This is a genomic window from Bifidobacterium platyrrhinorum, from assembly GCF_010667645.1.
Lineage (GTDB): Bacteria > Actinomycetota > Actinomycetes > Actinomycetales > Bifidobacteriaceae > Bifidobacterium > Bifidobacterium platyrrhinorum.
In genome coordinates this window covers 14,490-36,678 of sequence record NZ_WHZV01000001.1, presented here as the reverse complement: position 1 = coordinate 36,678, position 22,189 = coordinate 14,490, and the positions used below count along the sequence as shown (strand labels likewise).

Annotated in this window: 17 protein-coding genes, 1 tRNA gene and 1 pseudogene; 7 read left to right on the top strand and 12 right to left on the bottom strand. The window is 68.1% G+C overall.

The genetic code is table 11. The annotated features are described in order from the left end of the window. Positions 1-25: 25 nt before the first annotated feature. The 4 genes and pseudogenes from GFD21_RS00155 to GFD21_RS00140 form a co-directional block, all read right to left on the bottom strand. Positions 26-1,431, bottom strand: a pseudogene (locus GFD21_RS00155) (MFS transporter). Between the two features lie 112 nt (positions 1,432-1,543). After that, positions 1,544-2,500: a nucleoside hydrolase gene (locus GFD21_RS00150; RefSeq protein WP_163195913.1), complete on the bottom strand. Its 957-nt coding sequence runs from the start codon at positions 2,498-2,500 to the stop codon at positions 1,544-1,546. A 213-nt stretch (positions 2,501-2,713) separates the two neighbouring features. After that, on the bottom strand, positions 2,714-3,802 hold the full coding sequence (locus tag GFD21_RS00145; protein WP_163195912.1) for a substrate-binding domain-containing protein: 1,089 nt from the start codon (positions 3,800-3,802) through the stop codon (positions 2,714-2,716). A 159-nt stretch (positions 3,803-3,961) separates the two neighbouring features. After that, on the bottom strand, positions 3,962-4,327 hold the full coding sequence (locus GFD21_RS00140) for a phage holin family protein (RefSeq protein WP_163195911.1): 366 nt from the start codon (positions 4,325-4,327) through the stop codon (positions 3,962-3,964). Positions 4,328-4,492: 165 nt separating this feature from the next. On the opposite strand from GFD21_RS00140, the gene GFD21_RS00135 reads away from it, so the two are divergent. From GFD21_RS00135 to GFD21_RS00110, 6 genes are all read left to right on the top strand, one after another. Then, positions 4,493-5,542 carry a LacI family DNA-binding transcriptional regulator gene (locus tag GFD21_RS00135; protein ID WP_163195910.1) on the top strand — a complete coding sequence of 350 codons (1,050 nt, stop codon included), beginning with the start codon at positions 4,493-4,495 and terminating at the stop codon, positions 5,540-5,542. 436 nt (positions 5,543-5,978) lie between these two features. Further along, positions 5,979-7,301 (top strand): MFS transporter, encoded by a 1,323-nt coding sequence (locus tag GFD21_RS00130; RefSeq protein WP_163195909.1) that lies wholly within the window; start codon positions 5,979-5,981, stop codon positions 7,299-7,301. Positions 7,302-7,478: 177 nt separating this feature from the next. Then, the gene (locus GFD21_RS00125) at positions 7,479-9,059 is read left to right on the top strand and encodes a glycoside hydrolase family 32 protein (RefSeq protein ID WP_163195908.1); all 1,581 of its coding nucleotides are present in this window, start codon (positions 7,479-7,481) and stop codon (positions 9,057-9,059) included. Between the two features lie 231 nt (positions 9,060-9,290). Further along, positions 9,291-10,073, top strand: coding sequence for an ABC transporter permease (locus tag GFD21_RS00120; protein WP_163195907.1), 783 nt, complete (start codon positions 9,291-9,293; stop codon positions 10,071-10,073). Positions 10,074-10,288: 215 nt separating this feature from the next. Next, positions 10,289-11,347, top strand: coding sequence for an ABC transporter substrate-binding protein (locus tag GFD21_RS00115; protein ID WP_163195906.1), 1,059 nt, complete (start codon positions 10,289-10,291; stop codon positions 11,345-11,347). 153 nt (positions 11,348-11,500) lie between these two features. Continuing rightward, positions 11,501-12,673, top strand: a complete 1,173-nt coding sequence (locus tag GFD21_RS00110) for a nucleoside hydrolase (protein ID WP_163195905.1) — start codon at positions 11,501-11,503, stop codon at positions 12,671-12,673. 46 nt (positions 12,674-12,719) lie between these two features. Here GFD21_RS00110 and GFD21_RS00105 read toward each other — a convergent pair whose 3' ends face one another. From GFD21_RS00105 to GFD21_RS00080, 6 genes are read right to left on the bottom strand one after another with little or no spacing between them, the layout of a single operon-like run. Next, positions 12,720-13,511 carry an isoprenyl transferase gene (locus tag GFD21_RS00105; RefSeq protein WP_163195904.1) on the bottom strand — a complete coding sequence of 264 codons (792 nt, stop codon included), beginning with the start codon at positions 13,509-13,511 and terminating at the stop codon, positions 12,720-12,722. 5 nt (positions 13,512-13,516) lie between these two features. Beyond that, positions 13,517-14,344 carry a DNA repair protein RecO gene (gene recO, locus GFD21_RS00100; RefSeq protein ID WP_163195903.1) on the bottom strand — a complete coding sequence of 276 codons (828 nt, stop codon included), beginning with the start codon at positions 14,342-14,344 and terminating at the stop codon, positions 13,517-13,519. Between the two features lie 34 nt (positions 14,345-14,378). Continuing rightward, positions 14,379-16,178 (bottom strand): alpha/beta hydrolase family protein, encoded by a 1,800-nt coding sequence (locus tag GFD21_RS00095; protein WP_163195902.1) that lies wholly within the window; start codon positions 16,176-16,178, stop codon positions 14,379-14,381. Between the two features lie 10 nt (positions 16,179-16,188). Continuing rightward, complete coding sequence (gene ispG / locus GFD21_RS00090; RefSeq protein WP_163195901.1) at positions 16,189-17,409, bottom strand: flavodoxin-dependent (E)-4-hydroxy-3-methylbut-2-enyl-diphosphate synthase; 1,221 nt, start codon at positions 17,407-17,409, stop codon at positions 16,189-16,191. Next, entirely contained in the window at positions 17,409-18,590 is a 1,182-nt protein-coding gene (gene dxr, locus GFD21_RS00085) for a 1-deoxy-D-xylulose-5-phosphate reductoisomerase (protein ID WP_163196490.1), read from the bottom strand. The genes ispG and dxr overlap by 1 nt, the downstream gene beginning before the upstream one ends. Then, complete coding sequence (locus tag GFD21_RS00080) at positions 18,590-20,296, bottom strand: DivIVA domain-containing protein (protein WP_163195900.1); 1,707 nt, start codon at positions 20,294-20,296, stop codon at positions 18,590-18,592. The genes dxr and GFD21_RS00080 overlap by 1 nt, the downstream gene beginning before the upstream one ends. 210 nt (positions 20,297-20,506) lie before the next feature. On the opposite strand from GFD21_RS00080, the gene GFD21_RS00075 reads away from it, so the two are divergent. Beyond that, positions 20,507-20,580 (top strand) — tRNA-Val (locus GFD21_RS00075). A 151-nt stretch (positions 20,581-20,731) separates the two neighbouring features. On the opposite strand, the gene GFD21_RS00070 is transcribed toward GFD21_RS00075, so the two are convergent. Then, on the bottom strand, positions 20,732-21,148 hold the full coding sequence (locus GFD21_RS00070) for a DUF3052 domain-containing protein (RefSeq protein WP_404801536.1): 417 nt from the start codon (positions 21,146-21,148) through the stop codon (positions 20,732-20,734). Between the two features lie 100 nt (positions 21,149-21,248). After that, a complete protein-coding gene (locus tag GFD21_RS00065) occupies positions 21,249-22,103 on the bottom strand; it encodes a YlbL family protein (protein ID WP_163195898.1) in 855 nt (284 codons plus the stop codon). Positions 22,104-22,189: the final 86 nt, after the last annotated feature.

Below are 22,189 nucleotides of genomic sequence, written 5' to 3'. Positions count from 1 at the left end.
GCCGGCCCGGGGACATGGACGCACGTCACTTCGCGTAGATGTGCTTGCGGACGATGAGGTAGTAGATCACGCCGACCAGCGGCACGCAGCCGGCGATGATGAGCAGGTTGGAGTAGCTGGCGGCCGCGCCGGTGGCGCCGATGATGCTCGAACCGGAGAACGCCTGGCCGCCGAGCAGACCGCCGAAGACGGCGATGCCGATGGAGCCGGTGACGTTCATGACCAGGTCGTTCATGCCCACGCCTCGGCCGGACTCGTCCTGGGGCAGCGTGCCGAGCACGGTGGAGACGACCGGCGAGTACATGAGGCCGCAGCCGGCGTAGAACACGCAGGCGAACAGGGTGAGGACCACGAAGCCGGCGTTGACGGCGAGGCCCGCGCCGATGAAGCCGACGGCCATGAGCGTGCCGGCGATGGCGAGGGACGGCTGCACGCCGATTTTGCCGACGATGGCGCCGGAGCAGATGCCGAAGGCGGCGGCCACGAGGAACGCGAACACGATGTGCATGGAGACCTGCGAGGTGCTCATGCCGTACACGTTCGCGCCGATGGCGTTGAACACCGGGGAGGCGAAGTAGTTGACGAAGTAGAACACGAGGATGAGCGCGATGGCGCCGATCCAGCGCGTGTTGCGGAAGAACGCGGGGGTGACGAACGGGTGCTCGGCCTTGTTGATGTACACGGCGAAGGCGACGAACAGCACGGCGGCGACGACGAGCATCCAGATCGCGTTGTAGGAGAAGTACAGGGTGAGGAACGCCACGGCGAAGCCGACGAGCGTGAAGCCGAGCCAGTCGACCTTCTCGCCGTTGCCCTGCTTGTCCGGCAGGTTCCTGAGCAGCAGCGGCAGGAACAGGATGGTGACCGACGGGATGAGGAACAGGTACTGCCAGGCGATGGCGCTGAGCATGCCGGCGGCGAACACGCCGATGGAGGCGGAGATCTGGTAGCCGGCGGTGAACAGGCCGAAGAAGATCACCTTGAGCGACGGCTTGAGGTATTTGCTGCCACGACGAGGAACACCGAGCCGGCGACCTGCTCGCCCGCCGTCTGCAGCACGCGGGCGACGATCACGGTCCACAGGTTCGCGGTGAAAAGGAAGTTCGCCACGAAGCCGAAGACGGAGCCGACGAACAGGGTGATCAGGCCGACGACGACGAGCTTCTTCAGGGAGACGAAGTCGCCGAGCGAGCCGTAGATGAAGCACACGATGCCGAGCACGATGCCCGGGATGGCGGTGATGAGCGAGGCCTGTGCGGGCGCGCCCACGTCCTGGCCCACCTGGGTGAACACCAGGTTGAAGCCCTGCAGGCACAGGGTGCCGAGGATGAAGGTGATGAGCAGCGGGATGAGGGCCTTGACGGCCATGTCGTTGCTGGTCTTGGGGTCCGCCCACGGGTCGGCGGGGACGGTCGCTTCGTTGCGTGACATGTTGGTTCCTTGTGTCGTTGGTTCGGTGTGTTTCGTTCGGGTCGTGACGCGGCGGGACGGGAGGGTGTCGGGTATGGCACCCTTCCGCCGCCCCGCCGCGGGAAGCGGCGTCTCAGCCGGCGTGCTTCGCCAGCGCGGTGATGCGGGTCATGAATTCGTCGAGGAAGCGCGGCACGTCGACGCCGACGGCCACCTTCGTGGTGAGGGCGGGCTCGTTCAGGCGCTTCTCGTCGCCGATGGTGCGTCCGCGGGTGGGGCCTTCGAGGTCGACCTTCATGTTGATGTCGAGCGTGTCGACGAGCGTCGGATCGACGGCCACGGCGACGGCGAGCGGGTCGTGCAGGCCGCAGCCGCCCAGGTGCGGCGAGGTGGTCTCGTAGGCCTTGATGTAGAAGTCGGTCATGTCGGCGAGGAAGTCGCCGGCCTTGGTGTTCAGGTCGCGCCACCGCTGCGTCTCCTTGTAGGTGAGCAGGGTGCGCAGGGTCACGTCGAGGCCGATCATGGTGACGGGGGCGCCGGAGTGGAACAGCGCGTTCGCGGCCTCCGGGTCCTGCGAGATGTTCGCCTCCATGCAGGCGTTGCAGTTGCCGGGCACGGTCAGGGCGCCGCCCATGAGCACGATGCGGCCGATCTCGTCCTTGATCTCGGGGGCCTTGGCGAGCGCGGCGGCGATGTTGGTCATCGGGCCGGTGGGCACGTAGACGAGGTCCTTGCCGTAGGTCTTGACGGCGTCGATGATGAAGTCGACGGCCGGTTCGGCTTCGGGCGCGCGGCCGGAGTCGGGGATGTCGACGTCGCCGATGCCGTTGGCGCCGTGGATGAACGCGGAGATCTCGCCGACGGTGAAGGAGTCGATGGTGCTGGAGTGCGGCAGGCCCTTGTACACCCTGACCTCCGGGTGGCCGAGCAGGTCGGTGACGGCAAGCGCGTTGCGCACGCCCTGGTCGAGCAGCACGTTGCCGTAGGTGCCGGTGATGCCGATGAGTTCGACCTCCGGGCTGCCGAGCGCGTAGGAGATGGCGAGCGCGTCGTCCACGCCGGTGTCGAGATCGAGGATGAGCTTCTTCATGGTTTCCTGCCTTCCGCGGCTGTCGCCGTGTTCTTCATCGATGGCGCTGATTGCTGTTCGGTGTCATCACTGACGTTCGATGACCTGTCGTCTCGTCCGGTCCGCAGGAACCGTGATTTAACGTTTTATCATCGGTGGTGATTCAAAGATAAAACGTTAAATCACCATTGTCAACGTGACGACACGCCGTCCGTCGTCAACAGGCGTATCCCGTCACATGACCGGCCCGACGGACCCGCGCGGGATGAACGTCGTGGGCACGTAATGCGCGACGCCGTCGACGGACGTGATGCCGGCCGTCCCGGCCGTCGCATCGGATTCTCCGACGTCCGTACCGTCCGCGGCGTCCGCGCCGGTTCCGGCGGCACCGGCGTCGCCGATCGCCGACAGCAGGATCCGCACGCCGCGGCGCCCCATCTCCTCGGCCTGTTGGGAGATGACGGACACGGGCGGCGTCATCAGGCGGAAGGTGGCGATGTCGTCGAACGACACCACCGACATGTCCCGCCCGATCTCCATGCCTTCGGCGCGGCACATCCCGATGAGGACGATCGCGTCGGGCGAATAGCCGCACACGATCGCCGTCACCCCCGCCTCGCGCAGCCGGGCGAGCGCCGCGACGCTCGACTCGTAGGTGGCGTCGCAGTCGACGACCACGCACGCCCCGATGCCCGGCAGCTCGCCGGCGACCAGACGGAACGCCTTCCCACGCTCGTCGACGCCGGCGGACCCAAGCGACGAATGCGCCACATAGCCGATGCGCCGGTGCCCCAGCCGCACGAGCTCGCGCAACGCCTCGCGCATGCCCGGGTAGGGGTCGGAGACCACGAACGGCACCTCGCCGGCCCCTTCGACGCGGCGGTCGACGAACACCACGGGCAATCCGCGCGCGACGAGGGAACGGATCCCCGGCGAGCAGGCGCCCTGCGGCACGACCAGCGCGCCGTCGATGCGCTGCCCGAGCAGCGTGTCGATGAAGGCGTCCTGCCGGTCGACCCGTTCGGCGGACGTGCCGATGAGCGTGGTGTAGCCACGCCGGTACAGCTCGTCCTCCATGGACGAGACCAAATCGGCGAAATAGGGGTTGCGCAGGTCGGGCACGAGCAGTCCGACCGTCTTCGACGAGGAGGAGCGCATCGCGCTGGCGCGGCGGTCGGGCACATAGCCGAGCTCATCCACGGTGCGTTTCACCAGATCACGGGTCTCGGCGGAGAACCGGCCCTTGCCGCGCAGGATCTGCGAGACGGCGGCCGCGGAGACGCCCGCCTTCGCCGCCACGTCGCGTATCGTCACGTATGCCATGGCCCTCCGTTCGCCGTTTCGCCCGCATCCGTCCGACGCGTCGTCGCGGCATCGGCGGATCCACTGTGATACAACGATAAAGCATAAAACATGCGCAGGCGGGACGCGGTCGAACACGCGTCGCCACGCGGACGCGACCGAACACGCGCCCGCTTCGCGTCACTCCCCGATGACGGAACCGACCAGGCCGGAGACGACGGCCATGATGAGCGAGCCGATCGTCGCCCACCAGAACCCGTGCACGTAGACGCCCACGCCGAACAGGCTCAGGGCGAGCCACGAGGCGAGGCGCATGAACAGCCAGTTGATGACCAGGTACAGCACGCCGAACGTGAGGATCGTGAACGGCAGCGCGATCATGTGCACCACCGGTTTGACGGACGCGTTGATGAGCGCCAGGAACAGGGAGAACGCGGCCACGCCGAGGATCGGCGGCTCCCCCACCGTCGTCATGCCGGGCAACAGCACCACCATGACCGCCGCCGCGATCGTCAGCACCAGCCATTCGATCAGAAAGCTTCTCATGGCGCCATCGTACGGACGCGCCCCGCGATCGCGACGGCACAACGCCGCCACATCGACGGCATCTTCACCCGGGGAGACGCGGGACGCCCGATCGGGGGCGGGCGGGAACGGCGGCGAACAGACATCACGTCAAACGGCACGGCGATGGGGTGTATCGTTTGACGTATGGTCACGATGAAGGAGATAGCCCACCGCACAGGGGTGTCGGTGTCGACGGTGTCGCTGGTGATGAACCATCGCGACGAGGGGCGCGTCAAGCCGGCGATCGCGGCGCATGTGCGCGAGGTCGCCGACGAGCTCGGCTATCAGGTCAACCCGATGGCGAGCTCGCTGCGCACGAACCGCACGCGCACCATCGGCTTCATCAGCGAGGAGGTGGCCACCACCCCGTACGCCGGCGGCATGATCCTCGGGGCCCAGACGGCGGCCAGCAAGCTGGGCTATCTGCTCATCACCGTCAGCACGGACGGCGGCATGGATGAGGACGACGAGATCGACGCGCTGAAACGCTACGGCGCGGACGGGTTCCTGTACGCGAAGATGTCGAACCGCGTCACCGACGTGCCGGCCCGCCTCAAGGACTGCCCGGTCGTGCTCGTCGACGCGACGGGACGCGACGGGACGACGCCCAGCATCGAGCCGGACGAGTTCCGCATCGCCTACGACGCCACGACGCGCCTGGTCGAGGCCGGTTGCGAACGCATCGCCTACATCGGCTGTTCGGAGCCGATGCTGGCGCAGGAGGGCAGACTGGCCGGGTACAGGACCGCGCTCGAGGCGGCCGGACGCAAGTTCAACGAACGGCTCGTCGTCGACGTGCTCAACAACGGGCCCGCACTGGAGGCGGTGTCCGACCTGTTCGACTGGGAACGGCCGGACGGCTTCTTCTGCTTCAACGACGCGCGCGCCTGGTACGTGTACGAGTGCGCGGCGCGGCGCGGCCTGGTCATCGGCCGCGACGTGTCGGTCGTCGGCGTGGACAACCACCGCGTGTTCGCCGAAACGCTGTCGCCGCGGCTGACCACCGTGGAGCTGCCGCATTTCGAAATGGGCTACTGGGCCGCGGCGAAGGTGGTCTCGATGATCGAGAAGCGCCCGCTCGACGACCTCGACGTGCCGGACACCCGGGCGCCGCTGCCGCCGCTCGACGCGCCGGTGCCGGCGAAGGTCCACTGCACGCTCATCGAGAAGGAGTCGGTGCGCGCGGCGGGCTGACGGGCCGCACCGAACCGTTTCGACGATTTCACCCGCGTGAACGCTCACGCAGCGTGTCCCGCCCCGAACCGCCCTCTACCCTTGAAAAGGCATGCGCATCCGCGTCGACGACGCACGGACGCGACCATCCAACCATCTCCGACCGACCCGTCGGCGCCACCGCGCGACACGCCGGCGGCACGGCCACGACCCATGCACCAAATGGCGCTATATCAAACGTTTGACGCGCTGGAACGAATGGTGTTCCAGCGACACGCGTAAATCGTTTGACGTAAATCGTTTGACGCGTTATAGTCATACCTGTCAGCACGATTCCGCACCACGGCGCAGCCGCCGGGGCACGGAACCCCGCCGGACCGGAAGGGACGGCACGACAACAACCAGCCAATGGGCGTCCGCGCGGCAGCGGACGTGAGAGACAAGGGAATACACAACCATGGCAAACACGGCAACGAAGTCTCCGTGGAGGAACCCCTCCTACCTGCAGAGCTCCTTCGGCATCTTCATGTTCTTCTGCTCCTGGGGCATCTGGTGGTCCTTCTTCTCCAGGTTCCTCACCGACGACGTGCACGGCCTGGGCATGTCCGCCGCCGAGCAGGGCTCGATCTACTCGATCAACTCCCTGGCCACGCTGATCATCATGTTCGTCTACGGCATCATCCAGGATCAGCTCGGCATCAAGCGCAAGCTCGTCATCTTCATCTCCGCCGTCGCGGCCTGCGTCGGCCCGTTCGTCCAGTTCGTCTACATGCCGATGCTCAACGCCGGCGGCGCCACCCGCTACGCGGGCGTCCTCATCGGCTCCATCGTGCTGTCCGCGGGCTTCATGGCCGGCTGCTCCCTGTTCGAGGCCATCACCGAACGCTACTCGCGCCACTTCGGCTTCGAGTACGGCCAGTCCCGCGCCTGGGGCTCCTTCGGCTACGCGGTCGTCGCCCTGTGCGCCGGCTTCTGCTTCAACATCAACCCGCTGATCAACTTCTGGATCGGCTCCGCCTGCGGTCTGGGCATGCTGCTCGTCTACGCCTTCTGGGTCCCGGCCGAGCAGAAGGAGGAGCTCCGCAAGGAGGCCGACCCGAACGCCGCGCCGACCAACCCCTCCTTCAAGGAGATGGTCTCCGTCCTCAAGATGCCGACCCTGTGGGTGCTCATCGTCTTCATGCTGCTGACCAACACCTTCTACACCGTGTTCGACCAGCAGATGTTCCCGAACTACTACGCCTCCCTGTTCCCGACCACCGAGATGGGCAACTCCACCTACGGCATCCTCAACAGCTTCCAGGTCTTCCTCGAGTCCGCGATGATGGGCGTCGTCCCGATCATCATGAAGAAGATCGGCGTGCGCAACGCCCTGCTGCTCGGCGCCACCGTCATGTTCCTGCGCATCGGCCTGTGCGGCGTGTTCCACGACCCGATCTCCGTGTCCGTCGTCAAGCTGTTCCACTCCATCGAGGTGCCGCTGTTCTGCCTGCCGGCGTTCCGCTACTTCACCCTGCACTTCGACACGAAGCTGTCCGCCACGCTGTACATGGTCGGCTTCCAGATCGCCTCGCAGGTCGGCCAGGTCATCTTCTCCACCCCGCTCGGCGCCCTGCATGACCACATGGGCGACCGCCCGACCTTCTTCACCATCTCGGCGATCGTGCTCGCGGCCCTGATCTACGGCATCTTCGTCATCAAGAAGGACGACCAGGACGTTGGCGGCGACCCGTTCTACACCGACAAGCAGCTGCGCCAGATGGAAGCCGCCAAGGCCTGACGTCCGGCTCGCCGCACCCGGTCCGCATAACCCGACCGGACCCGCGATCCGCACCCCGCGGCGGTCGCGACGGTCTCTCCCCTTCCCGTCGCGACCGCCGATCACCGACATCCCACGCACCCATCCGCCAATCCACCCCACACCAACCCGACAACCCCCAACACACAAGGACGTGCCATGACCACCGATTTCACCCCCGCCAACCCCGTGCTCACCCCCATCCGCGACCACGCCGAGGAACTCGCCAAGGCCGAGGCCGGCGTCGCCGCGCAGGCCGCGAAGCGCAACGACCGCTGGTACCCGAAGTTCCACATCGCCTCGAACGGCGGCTGGATCAACGACCCGAACGGACTGTGCTTCTACAAGGGCCGCTGGCACGTGTTCTACCAGCTGCACCCGTACGGCACCCAGTGGGGCCCGATGCACTGGGGCCACGTCTCCTCCGCCGACATGATCAACTGGAAGCGCGAGCCGATCATGTTCGCCCCCTCGCTCGAGCAGGAGAAGGACGGCGTGTTCTCCGGCTCCGCCGTCATCGGCGACGACGGCGCGCTGCGCTTCTACTACACCGGCCACCGCTGGGCCAACGGCCACGACAACGCCGGCGGCGACTGGCAGGTCCAGATGCTCGCCACCCCGGACGACGACGAGCTGACCTCCGCCACCAAGCAGGGCATGATCATCGACTGCCCGACCGACCAGGTCGACCACCACTACCGCGACCCGAAGGTGTGGAAGACCGGCGACAAGTGGTACATGACCTTCGGCGTCTCCTCCAAGGAGAAGCGCGGCCAGATGTGGCTGTTCTCCTCCGACGATATGGTGCGCTGGACCTACGAGCGCGTGCTCTTCCAGCACCCGGACCCGGACGTGTTCATGCTCGAATGCCCCGACTTCTTCCCGATCCACGACAAGGACGGCAACGAGAAGTGGGTCATCGGATTCTCCGCCATGGGCTCGAAGCCGAACGGCTTCATGAACCGCAACGTCAACAACGCCGGCTACATGATCGGCACCTGGGAGCCGGGCGGCGAGTTCAAGCCCGAGACCGAGTTCCGCCTGTGGGACTGCGGCCACAACTACTACGCGCCGCAGTCGTTCCACGTGGACGGCCCGGAGCACGGCGGAGACGGCCGCCAGATCGTCTACGGCTGGCTGAGCCCGTTCGTCGAGCCGATCCCGATGCAGGAGGACGGCTGGTGCGGCCACCTCACCCTGCCGCGCGAGATCACGCTGGGTGATGACGGCGACGTCGTCACCGCCCCGGTCAAGGAGATGGAGGGTCTGCGCGAGGACACCGTCGACAAGGGCGCGCTCACGCTCGGCATGGACGGCGAACTGACCATCGCCGACGACGCCGAGGCCGTCGAGATCGAGATGACCATCGACCTGGCGAACTCCACCGCCGAGCGCGCGGGCCTCAAGATCCACGCCACCGAGGACGGCGCCTACACCTACGTGGCGTACGACGACCAGATCGGCCGCGTCGTGGTGGACCGCCAGGCCATGAAGCACGGCGACCGCGGCTACCGCGCCGCGCCGCTCACCGAGGCCGAGCTCGCCGCCGGCACGCTGGACCTGCGCGTGTACGTGGACCGCGGCTCCGTCGAGGTGTACGTCAACGGCGGCCACCAGGTGCTCAGCTCCTACTCGTACGCCTCCGAGGGCCCGCGCGCGATCCGCCTCTCCGCCGAATCCGGCTCCCTCAAGGTCACCTCGCTCAAGCTCCACCACCTCAAGTCCATCGGACTGGAGTAGTCGGCGCGAGGTCGCGGACGGGACGGCACGGCCGTCCCCGCGATCGAAGCCCCCTGACGCACGACACCCGCCGACCGCGGGCCGCCGCGCCAGGGGGCTTTCCCATACCCGCGCGTACCGGTCGAAGCCATCCCTATACTTCTGTTGCGGTACCACCGGCCGCCCGACGCGCAGGCTCCTCACCTTACTGCTCCACGTCCCGGCCACGAGAGGAAGCAAGGTGATGTCCCCATGTTCGTCGCGAAGCGTCTCACCCGTCATATCCCCACGCTCATCGCGGTCGTCGCGCTGTTCGCCGTGTGGGAGGCGTGGGTGCGCATCGGCCACGTGCCCTCCACGATGATCCCCGCACCGAGCGAGATCGCCCAGGCCACCGTCGAGGTGTGGCCCACGCTCGGCCCCGCCGCCGCCGTGACCACGTACGAGGGCGTCGTCGGCTTCCTGTTCGCCGTGGCCGCCGGCGTGCTCATCGGCATCGGCCTGTACTGCTCGCGTGTGTTCAACGCGGCGTTCTACCCGCTACTCGCCGCCGCGCAGACCATGCCGCTCATCTCCATCGCCCCGCTGTTCCTCATCTGGTTCGGCTTCGAGACCTCCGGCAAGATCGTCATCACCGCCGTGTTCGGCCTGTTCCCGGTCGCCGTGCAGACCGTGCGCGGGCTCGAGGCGGTGCCGGAATTCTATTCGGACGTGGCCCTCACCTGCGGGGCGACGCGCTGGTGGACGCTGTGGCACGTCAAGCTCAGGGTCGCCGCCCGCCAGATCTACGGCGGCATCCGCGTGACCGCCGCCTACATCTTCGCCACCGCCTCCACCGCCGAGTACCTGGGCGCGCGCAAGGGCCTCGGCATCTGGCTACAGGCCGCGTACAACTCGTTCCGCACGCCGCTCATCTTCTCCGCCACGTTCACGATCATCGCGATGACCTGCCTCCTGCTCATCGCGGTGAACATCAGCGAGCGCCTGCTGCTCGGCCCCGTCGGCGAGGACGCCGACCCGGACGCGGACCAGTGAGGCGCGCGGACGGGCCGGTATCCCCTCCCCTCTATAATGGCAAGCGCTTGTCCGGCGTGTGGCAAACGGATCCCTCCCCTTTCCGCTTCGTATGCGAGGGATGTCCGGGGCGCCGGTCGGGCGGACTGTCAGGCCCTCCATGCCGTTCTCTGCCGATCGTCCGCCCGGAGCGACACCCAGAGAACGGTTGAGAGACAACGAACTAGGGATTCATCATGAAGCACAGCCTTGCAGCCAAGGCCATCGCCCTCGTGGGCGCCATCGCCATGACCATCGGCGTCGCCGCATGCGGCCAGAGCAACGACTCCTCCTCCGCGGACGGCCTGAAGAAGGTCACGTTCATGCTGTCCTGGGCGCCGGACACGAACCACATCGGCGTCTACGTGGCCAAGAACAAGGGTTGGTTCAAGGACAAGGGCCTCGACGTGGACATCGTGGCCGTCGCGCAGGCCGGCGCCGAACAGGCCGTGAACAACGGCAACGCCGACTTCGCACTGTCCAACCTCACCAACGTGGGCATGTACAACCTCAAGGGCGCGCACCTCAAGCAGGTGCTGCAGGTCCAGCAGAAGCCGAGCGCCATCTGGTGCGCGCTCGCCTCGAACACCACCATCAAGTCCCCGAAGGACCTGGACGGCAAGACGTTCGCCACGTTCGGCTCCAACGAGTCCGACGCCGTGGTGCGCCGCATGATCCAGACCGACGGCGGCAAGGGCGAGTTCGACAAGGTGACCGTCGGCACCTCCACGTTCAAGACGCTCGAATCCGGCAAGGCCGACTTCGGCGGATTCTACGCCACCTGGGAGGGCGTGCAGGCCGACATGTACGGCCCGAAGCTCAACTGCTTCACCGAGCCCGACTACGGCGTGCCCGGCAACGCGGACGCGATCGGCGTGATCACCAGCGACAAGACGATCAAGAACGATCCGGAGCTCGTGAAGAAGTTCACGCAGGCCACCCAGAAGGGCTACGAGTACGCGTACTCCCACCCGGACGACGCGGCCGACATCCTCGTCAAGGAGGCCCCGGACGCGAACCTGGAGACGAAGTTCGTGCGCAAGAGCATGAAGACCATCGTCGACGGCCAGTACTGGGGCGACCCGGCCAAGATCAAGGACGGCTCCTTCGTGCTCGGCACCAACGACTTCGTCGAGCCGCAGAAGTACTTCGACTTCCTCGCCCAGGAGGACGCCTACACGGATTCCCACGACAAGGTGATCCACCAAGCCCCGAACACCAAGGACTTCGCCACCAACGAGTTCCTCGGCAAGTAGCGGCGAAGGGCGGCGCCCCATATCGCCGTCCCGCCGCATCGGCAATCCGAAACCGCCCATCGACATCCGCCGACGGGCGGTTTCGCGTCATCGCCCGTCCATTCCGAAGCTCCGTCCCCATCCCCCCCATCAGCGGCATCCCAGGAGGCATCCATGACCGACCGCTCCCCCGCCCGCATCATCGCCTGCGTGGACACCGGCGTCGACGACGCGATGGCGCTCGCGTACCTGCTCGCGTCGCCGGCCGAATGCGAGCTCGCCGGCGTGCTCGCCGGCTACGGCAACGTGGATGCGGCCACGGCCGAGCGCAACACACGACTCGTGCTCGACCTGTTCGGCCGCCCGGACATCCCCGTGTTCCGTTCGTCCACGCACCCCTCATGGGCCGATTCGTTCATCCCGGACGCCGGCTGCGCGCGGTTCCACGGTGCCGACGGGTTGGGCGGATATGTCGAAGGGTCCCGTTCCGGCACCGGCCGATCCGCCTCTTCAGCGGATTCCGACGACCTCGACGAATCCGACGATCTCGCTACGGCCGTCCCGGACGCCGCGCGTCCCGACGGCGTCGTATCCGTCGGCGGGTACCGGATCGACGACCCGCACGCGAACCCGGCGGGCGGATGGAGGGTTTCCCCGTTCGCGGACGGCGAGGATGATTCGCCCCGCCTCGACGGCATCGGCTTCCTCATCGATCAGGTAAGGCGATACGGGCGCGGGGTGACGGTGCTCGCGACCGGCCCGCTCACCGACATGGACGCGGCGATCGGGCGCGCGCCGGACATCGCCGGCAAGCTCCGCCTCGTGATGATGGGCGGCACGCTCTCCCAGCCGGGCAATTGCTGGGACGCGGTGGCGGAGACGAACGTCATCCAGGATCCGGAGGCCGCGGACCGCGTGCTCCATTCCGGCGCGGACGTGACGATGGTCGGGCTCGACGTGACGCACCGGTGCCTGCTGCCGAGCAAGGCCGCCGACAGGTGGCGGAGCACCGGTACCGAACGCGGCCGGTTCCTCGCACGGCTCGCGGACTTCTCCATCGCGGCGAACCTCGAGGCGGATCCCGCGATCTTCGCCGGCGGCATGCCCCTGCACGACCCGCTGGCCGCGGCGGTCGCGCTCGACCCGACGCTGGTCTCCACGTTCGGCATCGCCCTGCGCGCCGAGACCGCGACCGGCGACTTCACCGGGGTGCGCGGCCGCACCACCGGCGACCCCGTGGGGCTCGTCACGCCGGACGCCCCGCGCGTCCACGTCGCCCTCGACGTGGATGCGGACCGTTTCACAAGCCGGTTCGTCGACCGCCTCGCCGCGTTGTGCGCGGCGTAGTCATGTCCGGATGCGTTGCTTAGGCACATCCGGCCGCTTCCTTATTTCACTTCTTGACGCCGCCGAATCGACGGTCGCGGTGGATGTAGTGGTCGATGGAGCGCCACAGGACCTCGCGGCCGCAGTCGGGGAACAGTTCGGGCACGAAGTCGAGTTCGGCGTAGGCGGCCTGCCAGGGCAGGAAGTTCGAGGTGCGCTGCTCGCCGGACGTGCGGATCACGAGGTCGCAGTCGGGCACGTCGGGCAGGTAGAGGTGGTCGGCGATCATCTTCTCGGTGACGCGGTCGCCGCTGATCCTCCCGTCGCGCACATCCTTCGCGATGGCGGCGCAGGCGTCGGCGATCTCGGCGCGGCCGCCGTAGTTGATGCAGAACACCACGTCGATGACCTTGTTGTGCTTCGTGCGTTCCTGCGCGACCTCGAGCTCGTCGATGACGGACTTCCACAGCTTCGGGCGGCGGCCGGACCAGCGCACGCGCACGCCCCACTCGTCCATCTGCGCGACGCGGCGGTGGATGATCTCACGCGAGAAGCCCATGAGGAAGCGCACCTCCTGCGGGCTGCGCTTCCAGTTCTCGGTGGAGAACGTGTACAGCGACAGGTAGCGCACGCCCGCCTCGATGGCGCCGGCGATGGTGTCGAACACGACCGGCTCGGCGGCCTGGTGGCCGTTGGTGCGAATCATGCCGCGCTCCTTGGCCCAGCGCCCGTTGCCGTCCATGATGACGCCCACATGGCGGGGCACCTTGCCCTTGGGGAAGTCGGGGATGCGGGAGGGGTCGGAGAAGGGGGCCGCCGGGATGTTCAGCGACGTGTAGTCCACGTTTTCGAAAGCCATGGTTGTCAATCTAGCAGCCGCATGGAACGTAGCGGCCGTTCGAGATAGTACTCGGCCCAATCCTCCACGAGGCGCGAGGTCTCGGGGGCGAGCTCCCGGCCGTCGAGCTCCGTCCAGTCGCCGTCGGTCAGCGCCTCGAGCTGGGCGAGCACGAGGGGCGTGACGCGGCGGGCCTCGGGCGTGTGGTCCTTCGCACACATGAGGCCGCCGGCCGGGACGGACAGATACGCGCCATTCGTGAAACCATCCGTGAAACGTTGCGGCGATTGGGTTTCCATCGCCGTGGCCACCGTCGCCCCCACCATGGGCCGCGCCGCAATCTCCTCCGTGAAACCATCCGTGAAACGTCGTTTGCCGCATACGACGCAGCTGTGCAGGCGCGGGGTCCAGCCGGCGAGCGCGAGCGCGCGCATCACGTAGGAGGCGCTGATGTGCTCCGGGGCGTGCGCATGCCTGGCGAGCGCGTTCAGCGCGCCGATGAGCAGCCGGTACTGGCCGGCGACGCGTTCCTCCTCGGCGCCGACGATCTTGTCGGCGGTTTCGACGATGACGTTGGCGGCCGTGTACGCGTCGTAGTCGGCGCAGATCGGTTCGGCGTAGGCGGCGACCGATTCGGCCTGGGAGACGACGTCGAGGGAACGGCCGGTGGCGATGAGCAGGTCGGCGCGCATGAACGGTTCGAGCCGTGCGCCGAAGCGTGACTTGGTGCGGCGCACGCCTTTGGCGACGGCGCGGATCTTGCCGTGCCCGCGGGTGAGCATGGTGATGATGCGGTCGGCCTCGCCGAGTTTCGCGGTGCGCAGCACCACTCCTTCGTCCCGATACAGCGGCATGTGGTTCCCCGGTCCTTCCGATGTCAGTGCGATGTCAGTAGACGAACAGGCCCCAGAAGGCGAAGAAGAACAGGACGTGGAGCATGGCGGCGGCGGTGATCCAGAACAGGACGCGGCCGAACCTCGTGGAGGCGAGCACCGGTTCGCGGCCGGTCACGATGCCGTGGATGGCCTCGCGCCGGGGCGGCCAGCGCAGCACGCCGCGTTCGGCGGCCACCTCGATGAGGCGGGCGAACACGCGCGACCACGCCCAGACGACCAGCGTGCATACGATCTCGATGACTGGCCAGCTCCACCAGATCATGCCGGGTTCCTCGGCCGGGGCGGCGCCCCAGGCGAGTCGGACGACGGCCATGACCACCTGGCCGAGTCCGGCGGCGAACAGGAGGAGCGTGGCCATCGTGGTGATCGTCAGCGTGACGAGCGCGTTGCCGAACCCGTGCGAGAACCCGAGTCCCGGGTATGCGACGCCGCGGTTGCGTGCGCGCAGGCGGAACGCGATGCGCCTCGCCAGCGCCGCCAGCCATGCGAGCATGGTGGCGACGAGCAGAAGGAGCATGCCGGCGTGCAGCACCACGCCGTATACGGTCAATGAGCGGCGCGGCCGCAGGTCGTCGGGCACGGCGATGGACTGGTAGATCGTGTCGCCGGCGACGCGTTCGGAGGTCTGGTCGAGCCCGGCGGCCGTGCCCGACGCCCAGGAGATGACGTCGTCCACGTAGGCGTCGGCGAATTTCGTGCCGGTCTGCGCCTCGTCGCCGAGCCGCAGCACGTGGTTGGCGACCGGGTAGCTGCGCACGGTCATGTCCCGGTTGCCGGCCGCGTGCGCCATCTCGAGCATGCGGCGCACGCCTTCGACCTGCGCGGTCATCACGTCCTTGGATCCGTAGGCGATGAGCGTGGGGATCGCGTAGGCGGAGGATTCGGGCAGGTCGAGGTCGAAGTTGTCCAATCCGAACAGCGCCGTGTCGGCGTTGAACACGCGCCGCACGATCGACTGGTAGCCGTCGTTGGCGCCGACGAGCGCGAAGTCCTGGGAGATGAAGAAGCCGAGCGAGCGTCTGGGCGTGAACACCATCGGCGAGAGGAGCACCTGGAACGCGATGTCAGGGTCGTCGGCGAGCAGGTACTGCGAGATCCACGTGGATTCGCTGGTCGCGTAGATACCCACCTTCGCGGGGTTCACGTCGTCCCGCGCGCGCAGCAGGTCGATCGCGGCGTCGTAGACGCGCGCGGAGGCCGGATAGTCGCGCGTGATGTCGGTGGTGGACCAGACCGGCTTGTCGATGACGGCGGTGACGAATCCGGCGGAGGCGAGCGAGGCGGCCATGTCGCCGAACGAATTGTAGGCGGTGCCGAATCCGGCGCCGTGCATGAACACGATGGCGGGAAGCCTGCCCGTGGCGCCGACAGGCCGTCGGATGAGCACGGTCACGTCCTGCGTCTCGTCGGCGCCGGAGCCGTGCACCCGCCAGGTGGAGTCGGCGGATGCGTCGACCCTGCGCGGTTTCGCCGCGCCTACCTGCGTGCCGTCGCGGCGCACGGTGATGGATTTCGCCTCCCGTTTCACCCGGTACGTGCCTTCGTCGTGGATGGACGTTCCGGCGGGCATGGAGGAGGTGTCGAACGTGACGGCGGTGTCGTCGGTGAGGGTGGCGACGGTCTGGCCGGTGGGATCGTTGTCCCACGGCACGGTGGTGAGGTTGGAGACGGTGACGAGCAGACCGATGAGGACGATGAAGATGGGCAGGCTGACCGAGAGCCGGCGCCCGCGCGACCATGGCGCGGGGCGCGGCTCGTCACGCCGTGGCGTCCGTCGTTCGTCCTGTTGCACGCGACCGATTCTAGCGCCCGGGGTGCTGGATGGGGACGACGACCGGGCCGGTGGAGCCTTCGGGCACCTGGCCCGCGGCCTCCATCTTCGCGGCCATGTCGTCGGCGATCTCGAGCAGGGTGTCGACGATCCGGTCCTCGGGCACGGTCTTGATGACCTTGCCCTTGATGAAGATCTGTCCCTTGCCGTTGCCGGAGGCGACGCCGAGGTCGGCCTCGCGCGCCTCGCCGGGGCCGTTGACGATGCAGCCCATGACGGCCACGCGGATCGGCGCGGTCACGTCCTTGAGCCCCTCGGTCACGGCGGAGGCGAGCTGGATGACGTCCACCTGGGCGCGGCCGCAGCTCGGGCAGGAGATGATGTCGAACTTGCGCGGGCGCAACCCCATATACTCAAGCAGTTTGCAGCCGACCTTCACCTCCTCGACGGGCGGGGCGGAGAGGGACACGCGGATCGTGTCGCCGATGCCTTCGGCGAGCAGGGCGCCGAACGCGAGGCACGACTTGATGGTGCCCTGCCACTGCGGGCCGGCCTCGGTGACGCCGAGGTGCAGCGGCCAATCGCCCTTGGAGGCGAGCAGGCGGTAGGTCTGGACCATGGTGATCACGTCGTGGTGCTTGACGGAGATCTTGAAGTCGTGGAAGCCGACGTCCTCGAACATGCGGGCCTCCTTGAGCGCGGAGGCGACGAGGGCCTCGGGGGTCGGCCCGCCGTACTTGGCGTACAGCTCCTTGTCGAGCGAACCGGCGTTCACCCCGATGCGCAAGGATATGCCCGCGTCGGTCGCGGCCTTGCAGATGTCGGGGCCGACCTGGTCGAACTTGCGGATGTTGCCCGGGTTGACGCGCACGGCCGCGCAGCCGGCGTCGATGGCCTGGAACACGTATTTGGACTGGAAGTGGATGTCGGCGATGACCGGGATCGGCGACTTGCGGCAGATCTCGGGCAGCGCGTCCGCGTCGTCCTGGCTCGGGACGGCCACGCGCACGATGTCGCAGCCGGCGGCGGTGAGCTCGGCGATCTGCTGGAGCGTGGCGGGCACGTCCGCGGTGAGCGTGTTGGTCATCGACTGCACGGAGATGGGCGCGCCGCCGCCGACCGGCACCGGGCCGACCATGATGCGGCGGGATTTGCGGCGCGGGTGCAGCGGCGACTCGCTGGTCAGGGCGACCGGGTCGCCGGTCTTGCGGAACGGTTTGTCGACGGGGGTGGCGGTGTTCAACGTATTCATCACTGCTTGTCTATCAGCTCGTCGGCCTTGGCGCGGGCCTCGCGTTCGAGCTGTTCCATTTCCTCCACGTCCCGGAACAGCGGCGCGCCGCGCAGTTCGGCGTCCATCGAATCGAGCACGGCCTTCACCGTGTCGACGATGCCGAGGTAGGGCAGGCGATGGTCGAGGAACGCGTGCACGGCCTGTTCGTTGGCGGCGTTGAGCACCGCCGTGTGCTTCTCGGAGGCGGCCAGGCAGTGGCGCGCGAGCGAGACGGCGGGGAAGGCCTCGTCGTCGAGCGGTTCGAACGTCCAGGCGGCGGCCTGCGTCCAGTCACAGGCGGCGGCCACGTCCGGCATGCGGTCGGGCGCGGACAGGCCGAGCGCGATGGGCAGGCGCATGTCCGGCGGGGACGCCTGGCAGATGGTGGCGCCGTCGACGAATTCGACCATCGAATGCACGATGGACTGCGGGTGCACGGTCACGGCGATGCGCTCGGGCGGGATGTCGAACAGACGGGACGCCTCGATGACCTCGAGGCCCTTGTTCATGAGCGTGGACGAGTTGATGGTGACGACCGGCCCCATGTTCCATGTGGGGTGGTTGAGCGCCTGCTCGGGCGTGATATCGGTCATCCGGTCGCGCGTCATGCCGCGGAACGGGCCGCCGGACGCGGTGACGACGAGCCTGGAGACCTCGGCGTGCGTGCCGGAGCGCAGCGACTGCCAGATGGCGGAATGCTCGGAGTCGACCGGGTTGATCTGCTCCTCGCGCGTCTGCGCGCCGAACAGCAGGTGGCCGCCCGCGACGACGGACTCCTTATTGGCGAGGGCGAGCTGGGAGCCCGCCTTCAGCGCGGCGATGGACGGTTCGAGGCCGATGGAGCCGGTGATGCCGTTGAGCACGACGTTCGCGCCGGAGCCGGCCATGGCGATGACGGCGTCCGGGCCGGCCTGCACCTGCGTGTGCTTCGCGCCGGCCTGGTCGAGGGCCTCGCGCAACGCGGCCGCCTTCGTCTTGTCGAAGACCGCCACCTGGGGCACATGGAATTCGGCCGCCTGGCGGGCGAGCAGGTCGATGTGCGCGCCGCCGGCCGCGAGGCCGACGACGGCGAACCGTTCGGGATGACGGGAGATGACATCCAGCCCCTGGGTGCCGATGGAACCGGTGGAGCCGAGGATGACGACGGTGTTGCTGTGGATCACTGCTGCTTCTTTTCGTCGTCGCCGAAGGTCGGGAACGACAGGTCGGGGATCTCAAGGTCGCTGTTGTCGGTGGGCAGCAGCGAGAAGGGGTTCGTGTTCGCGGCGGAGGCCGGCGCGAACGAGGGTGCCGGGGTCGTCTCGGCCGGCTTCGGGGCCGCGGACGGCGCCGACGGCTCGGGCGTGGACGACGGCATGGCGAACGAGGGGGTGAACGAGGCCGTCTCGCCCAGGTCGACGGACGGGGTCGACGGGACCGACGGGGTCGACGGGACCGACGGGGTCGAGAACGTGCTCGGCACGTCGAGGCTTGGCATCTTCGGGGTGAACGAGGAGGTGTCCACCACGGGCAGCTCCTGGGAGACCTCGGCCATGTGGGCCAGGGCGGCCAGCGAGGAGTTCGAGGACGCCGGCGTGTGGGAGGCCGGGGCCGCCGGCTGCTCGACGGATGCCGCCGGCGCGTACGACGGGGTCTGCGGCGCGTACGGCGACGGTTCGACGGCGGAACCGGCCGGGGCCGCGGGCGCGTACGGGGAGGCCGGCGAGTCGGAGGGCAGCGCCCAAGAGGGCGTGTACGAGTCGGTCTCGGACAGGTCCGGGGCGGCGCCCGGGACGAAGCTCGGCGCCGGGGAGACCGGGGCGGCCGGGGTGAACGACGGGGCGTCGCCGGATACCGCCGGGGTCGTGGCGGACGCGGCCGGGGCGTACGGGGAGGCCGCCGGCGAGACGGGCGTCACGGCCGGGGCCACGGCGGCGGACGGGGCCGGCGTCGAGGTCAGCGCGGACGCCGTGGCGGTGGCCGCGGCGGCCAGGGACGGCGAGCCGACGACCGGCTCGGCGGAGGGCGCGAACAGGGTCTGTTCGGCCTGGCTGAGGGCGTCGAAGCTGTCGGAGCGGGATGCCGCCGAAGCGTCCGGCGAGGCGGTCCGGGCGGCCGGGGCGAAGCCCTGGGGCGTGTCGTTGCCGTCGGCGGTGGGCTCCGGGCGGCGGTACTGCGCGTCCGGGGAGAACAGCGGCGCAACGCCGTCGGCGGCGCCGGATGCGGCTGCCGGTTCGGCGGAGCCCTCGCCGTCCGAGGTGATGTAGTCGGAGACGCGGGCGAAGGATTCGATGCGGCTCAGCAGCTGCACGCAGGTGTTGAGGAAGTAGTCGACCTGGCGCTCGTCGTACCCCTTCCTGCCCTTGCGCTGGGTGAATACGGCGTTGGCCACGGCGTCCGAGGTGATCTTGTCCAGGTCGCGCACGTCCTTCCTGTCGATGCCGTCCACGCCGAGTTCGGCGGCGCATTTGTCGGCGATCTGGTCGGCGAGCCTGTCGACCTGCTTGCGGTCGTAGGAGGGGGTGCGCGGCTTGCCCGAGCCGAAGCGCTCGCGCTCGGCGCGGTCGAGGTGGCGCGTGATCTCGCGGTACAGCTCCTCGGTCTGCGCCTTCCAGGCGACGCGGCCGTGCTGGGTGATCTCCCAGGTGGTCTGCTTGTCGACCACGGCGCGCTCCAGCCGGGCGAGCGCGGCGTCGACCTGCGCGATCACGTAGCCGCCGCGGGTCAGGTCGAAGGAGACGTTCTGGATGTCTCGCTGGGTCAGCTGCGCGCCCTCGCTGTCGTACAGCGCGTGCGCGCGCTCCAGGAACGCGTCCACCTGGGCGGGGTCGTAGCCCCACTTGCGCTTGCCTGCCCTGGGGATTCCGGCTTCGGATTGCTGCGCCATGGGCTATCAACCTCCTAGAGGAACGAACGGTACTGTGTGCAACCTTACGTGATTGATGCGACGCATACGCCGCATATCGCATGCGACACGGGGAAATGTCACGTCATATTCACCACCGCGGAGGCGATTACGCCCCGACCGGGGCGGCGTTCAGGGAACGTGCACCACTTCGCGTGTTCTCTTCGGGGTTACGCTATGGTGTTGCGTTGCGGGCGATTAGCTCAGTCGGTTAGAGCGCCACCTTTACACGGTGGATGTCGGGGGTTCGAATCCCTCATCGCCCACGGTCACGGGGACGGCGGCATTCCGCCGTCCCCGTTCCTGTATCGTCCGCGATTCCCTGCGATTTCGGCCGCATGTCGGGCACCGGCGGGCGACCCGCCCCGTCGGCAAAAGGCCCGGGGCCTTCCCGCCCCGGGCCTTCGTTCCCTCAGGTCAGCGTCCCTTGCCGTATGCACGCAGGCGGATGCCGTTCCAGTCCGGGCTCACGGTCAGCGGGGTCGCGGCGTTCATGCCGGCGGTCTTCGCCGCGGACTGCACGGTGCTGGAGCTTGCGGCGCCTTCGCGGCCGGGCTTCGGGGTGAGGACCCACAGGGGGCCGTCCTCGCCGACCACGGCGTAGGCGTCGACGATCGTGTCGGACAGCTCGTCCTCGTCGTCGCCGTCGCGCCACCACAGAATCACGCCGTCCACGGCGGAGTCGTAGTCCTCATCGACGAGCTCCTCACCGGTCAGATCCTCGATCTTCTCCCGGATCGAATCGTCCACGTCGTCATCCCACAGCCATTCCTGCACGATGTCGCCGGGTTTAAACCCAAATTCCTCAGCGTTCTGTGATGCGGTTTGATTCACGAGTCCCAACAATAGCAACACACGACGAACAGCCGCGTTAACACGCGACGAAACGTGAGACGACGGACGTGCGCCGCCGCGTCGCGCGCGCCCCATGCTCTCAGTCCGCGGCGCAGTGCGGCAGCGACTCCCCCTTGCCCTGCCCGATGGCGACGAGCGCGTCGTACGCCTCGTCGATGGTGGACACGCGCACGTCGCGCAATCCGGCGGGCACATGGCTCGCGACCTCGTCGCAGTTGCCCTTGGGCGCGAGGAACCAGGAGGCGCCGTCGCGCTTCGCGGCGATCATCTTGAGCCGCACCCCGCCGATGCGCCCCACCTTTCCCTTGGCGTCGATGGTGCCGGTGCCGGCGATGGTCCTGCCGCCGGTCTCGTCGCGCGGCGTGAGCTTGTCGATGAGGCCGAGCGTGTACATCATGCCGGCGGACGGCCCTCCGATGTCGTCGACGTGCATGGAGACCTTCACGCCGGAAGTATCGACGCCGCGCTTGGCGAGGAACGCGAGCGCGGCCTTGGTGGCCAGGTCCTGCGAGGAGGTCATCTCCTTGTCGGACTTCTCCTTGTATTCCGTCGTGGTCTGCCCGACCGGCACGACCGCCTCGCGAGGCATGACGACGCGCTGCGGGTCGAGCCACGCCCAGATCGTCTCGGCGTTGGTCAGCGGGTACCCGGGCACGCCGTTCGCGGAGATGGTGACGAGCAGGAGCCTGCCGGAATCCTTGTGCGTGGCCGCGCCGGCGACCTTGATGACCTCGGAGGCGTCGCCGCCCTCCCCCACCGTGCCGAGCACGTCGCGGGTGGGTCCGGGCCATTCGGTCGAATACGCGCTCGGCAGGCACAGGGTCACGGCGCACAACGCCACGGCCGCGAAACCGGCGAGGAAGCGCAACGAACGGTCGAGGAAATAGCGGCATACGCGCCCGGGCACGGCGCGCAGGGAATCCGGGAATGACATACCGCGCATCATACCAGCGCACGCTTTGCGCGAAACGTGGGCGCCGGCCCCTAATATGGGAGCAAACCCAAGGGCGATCACGCAGC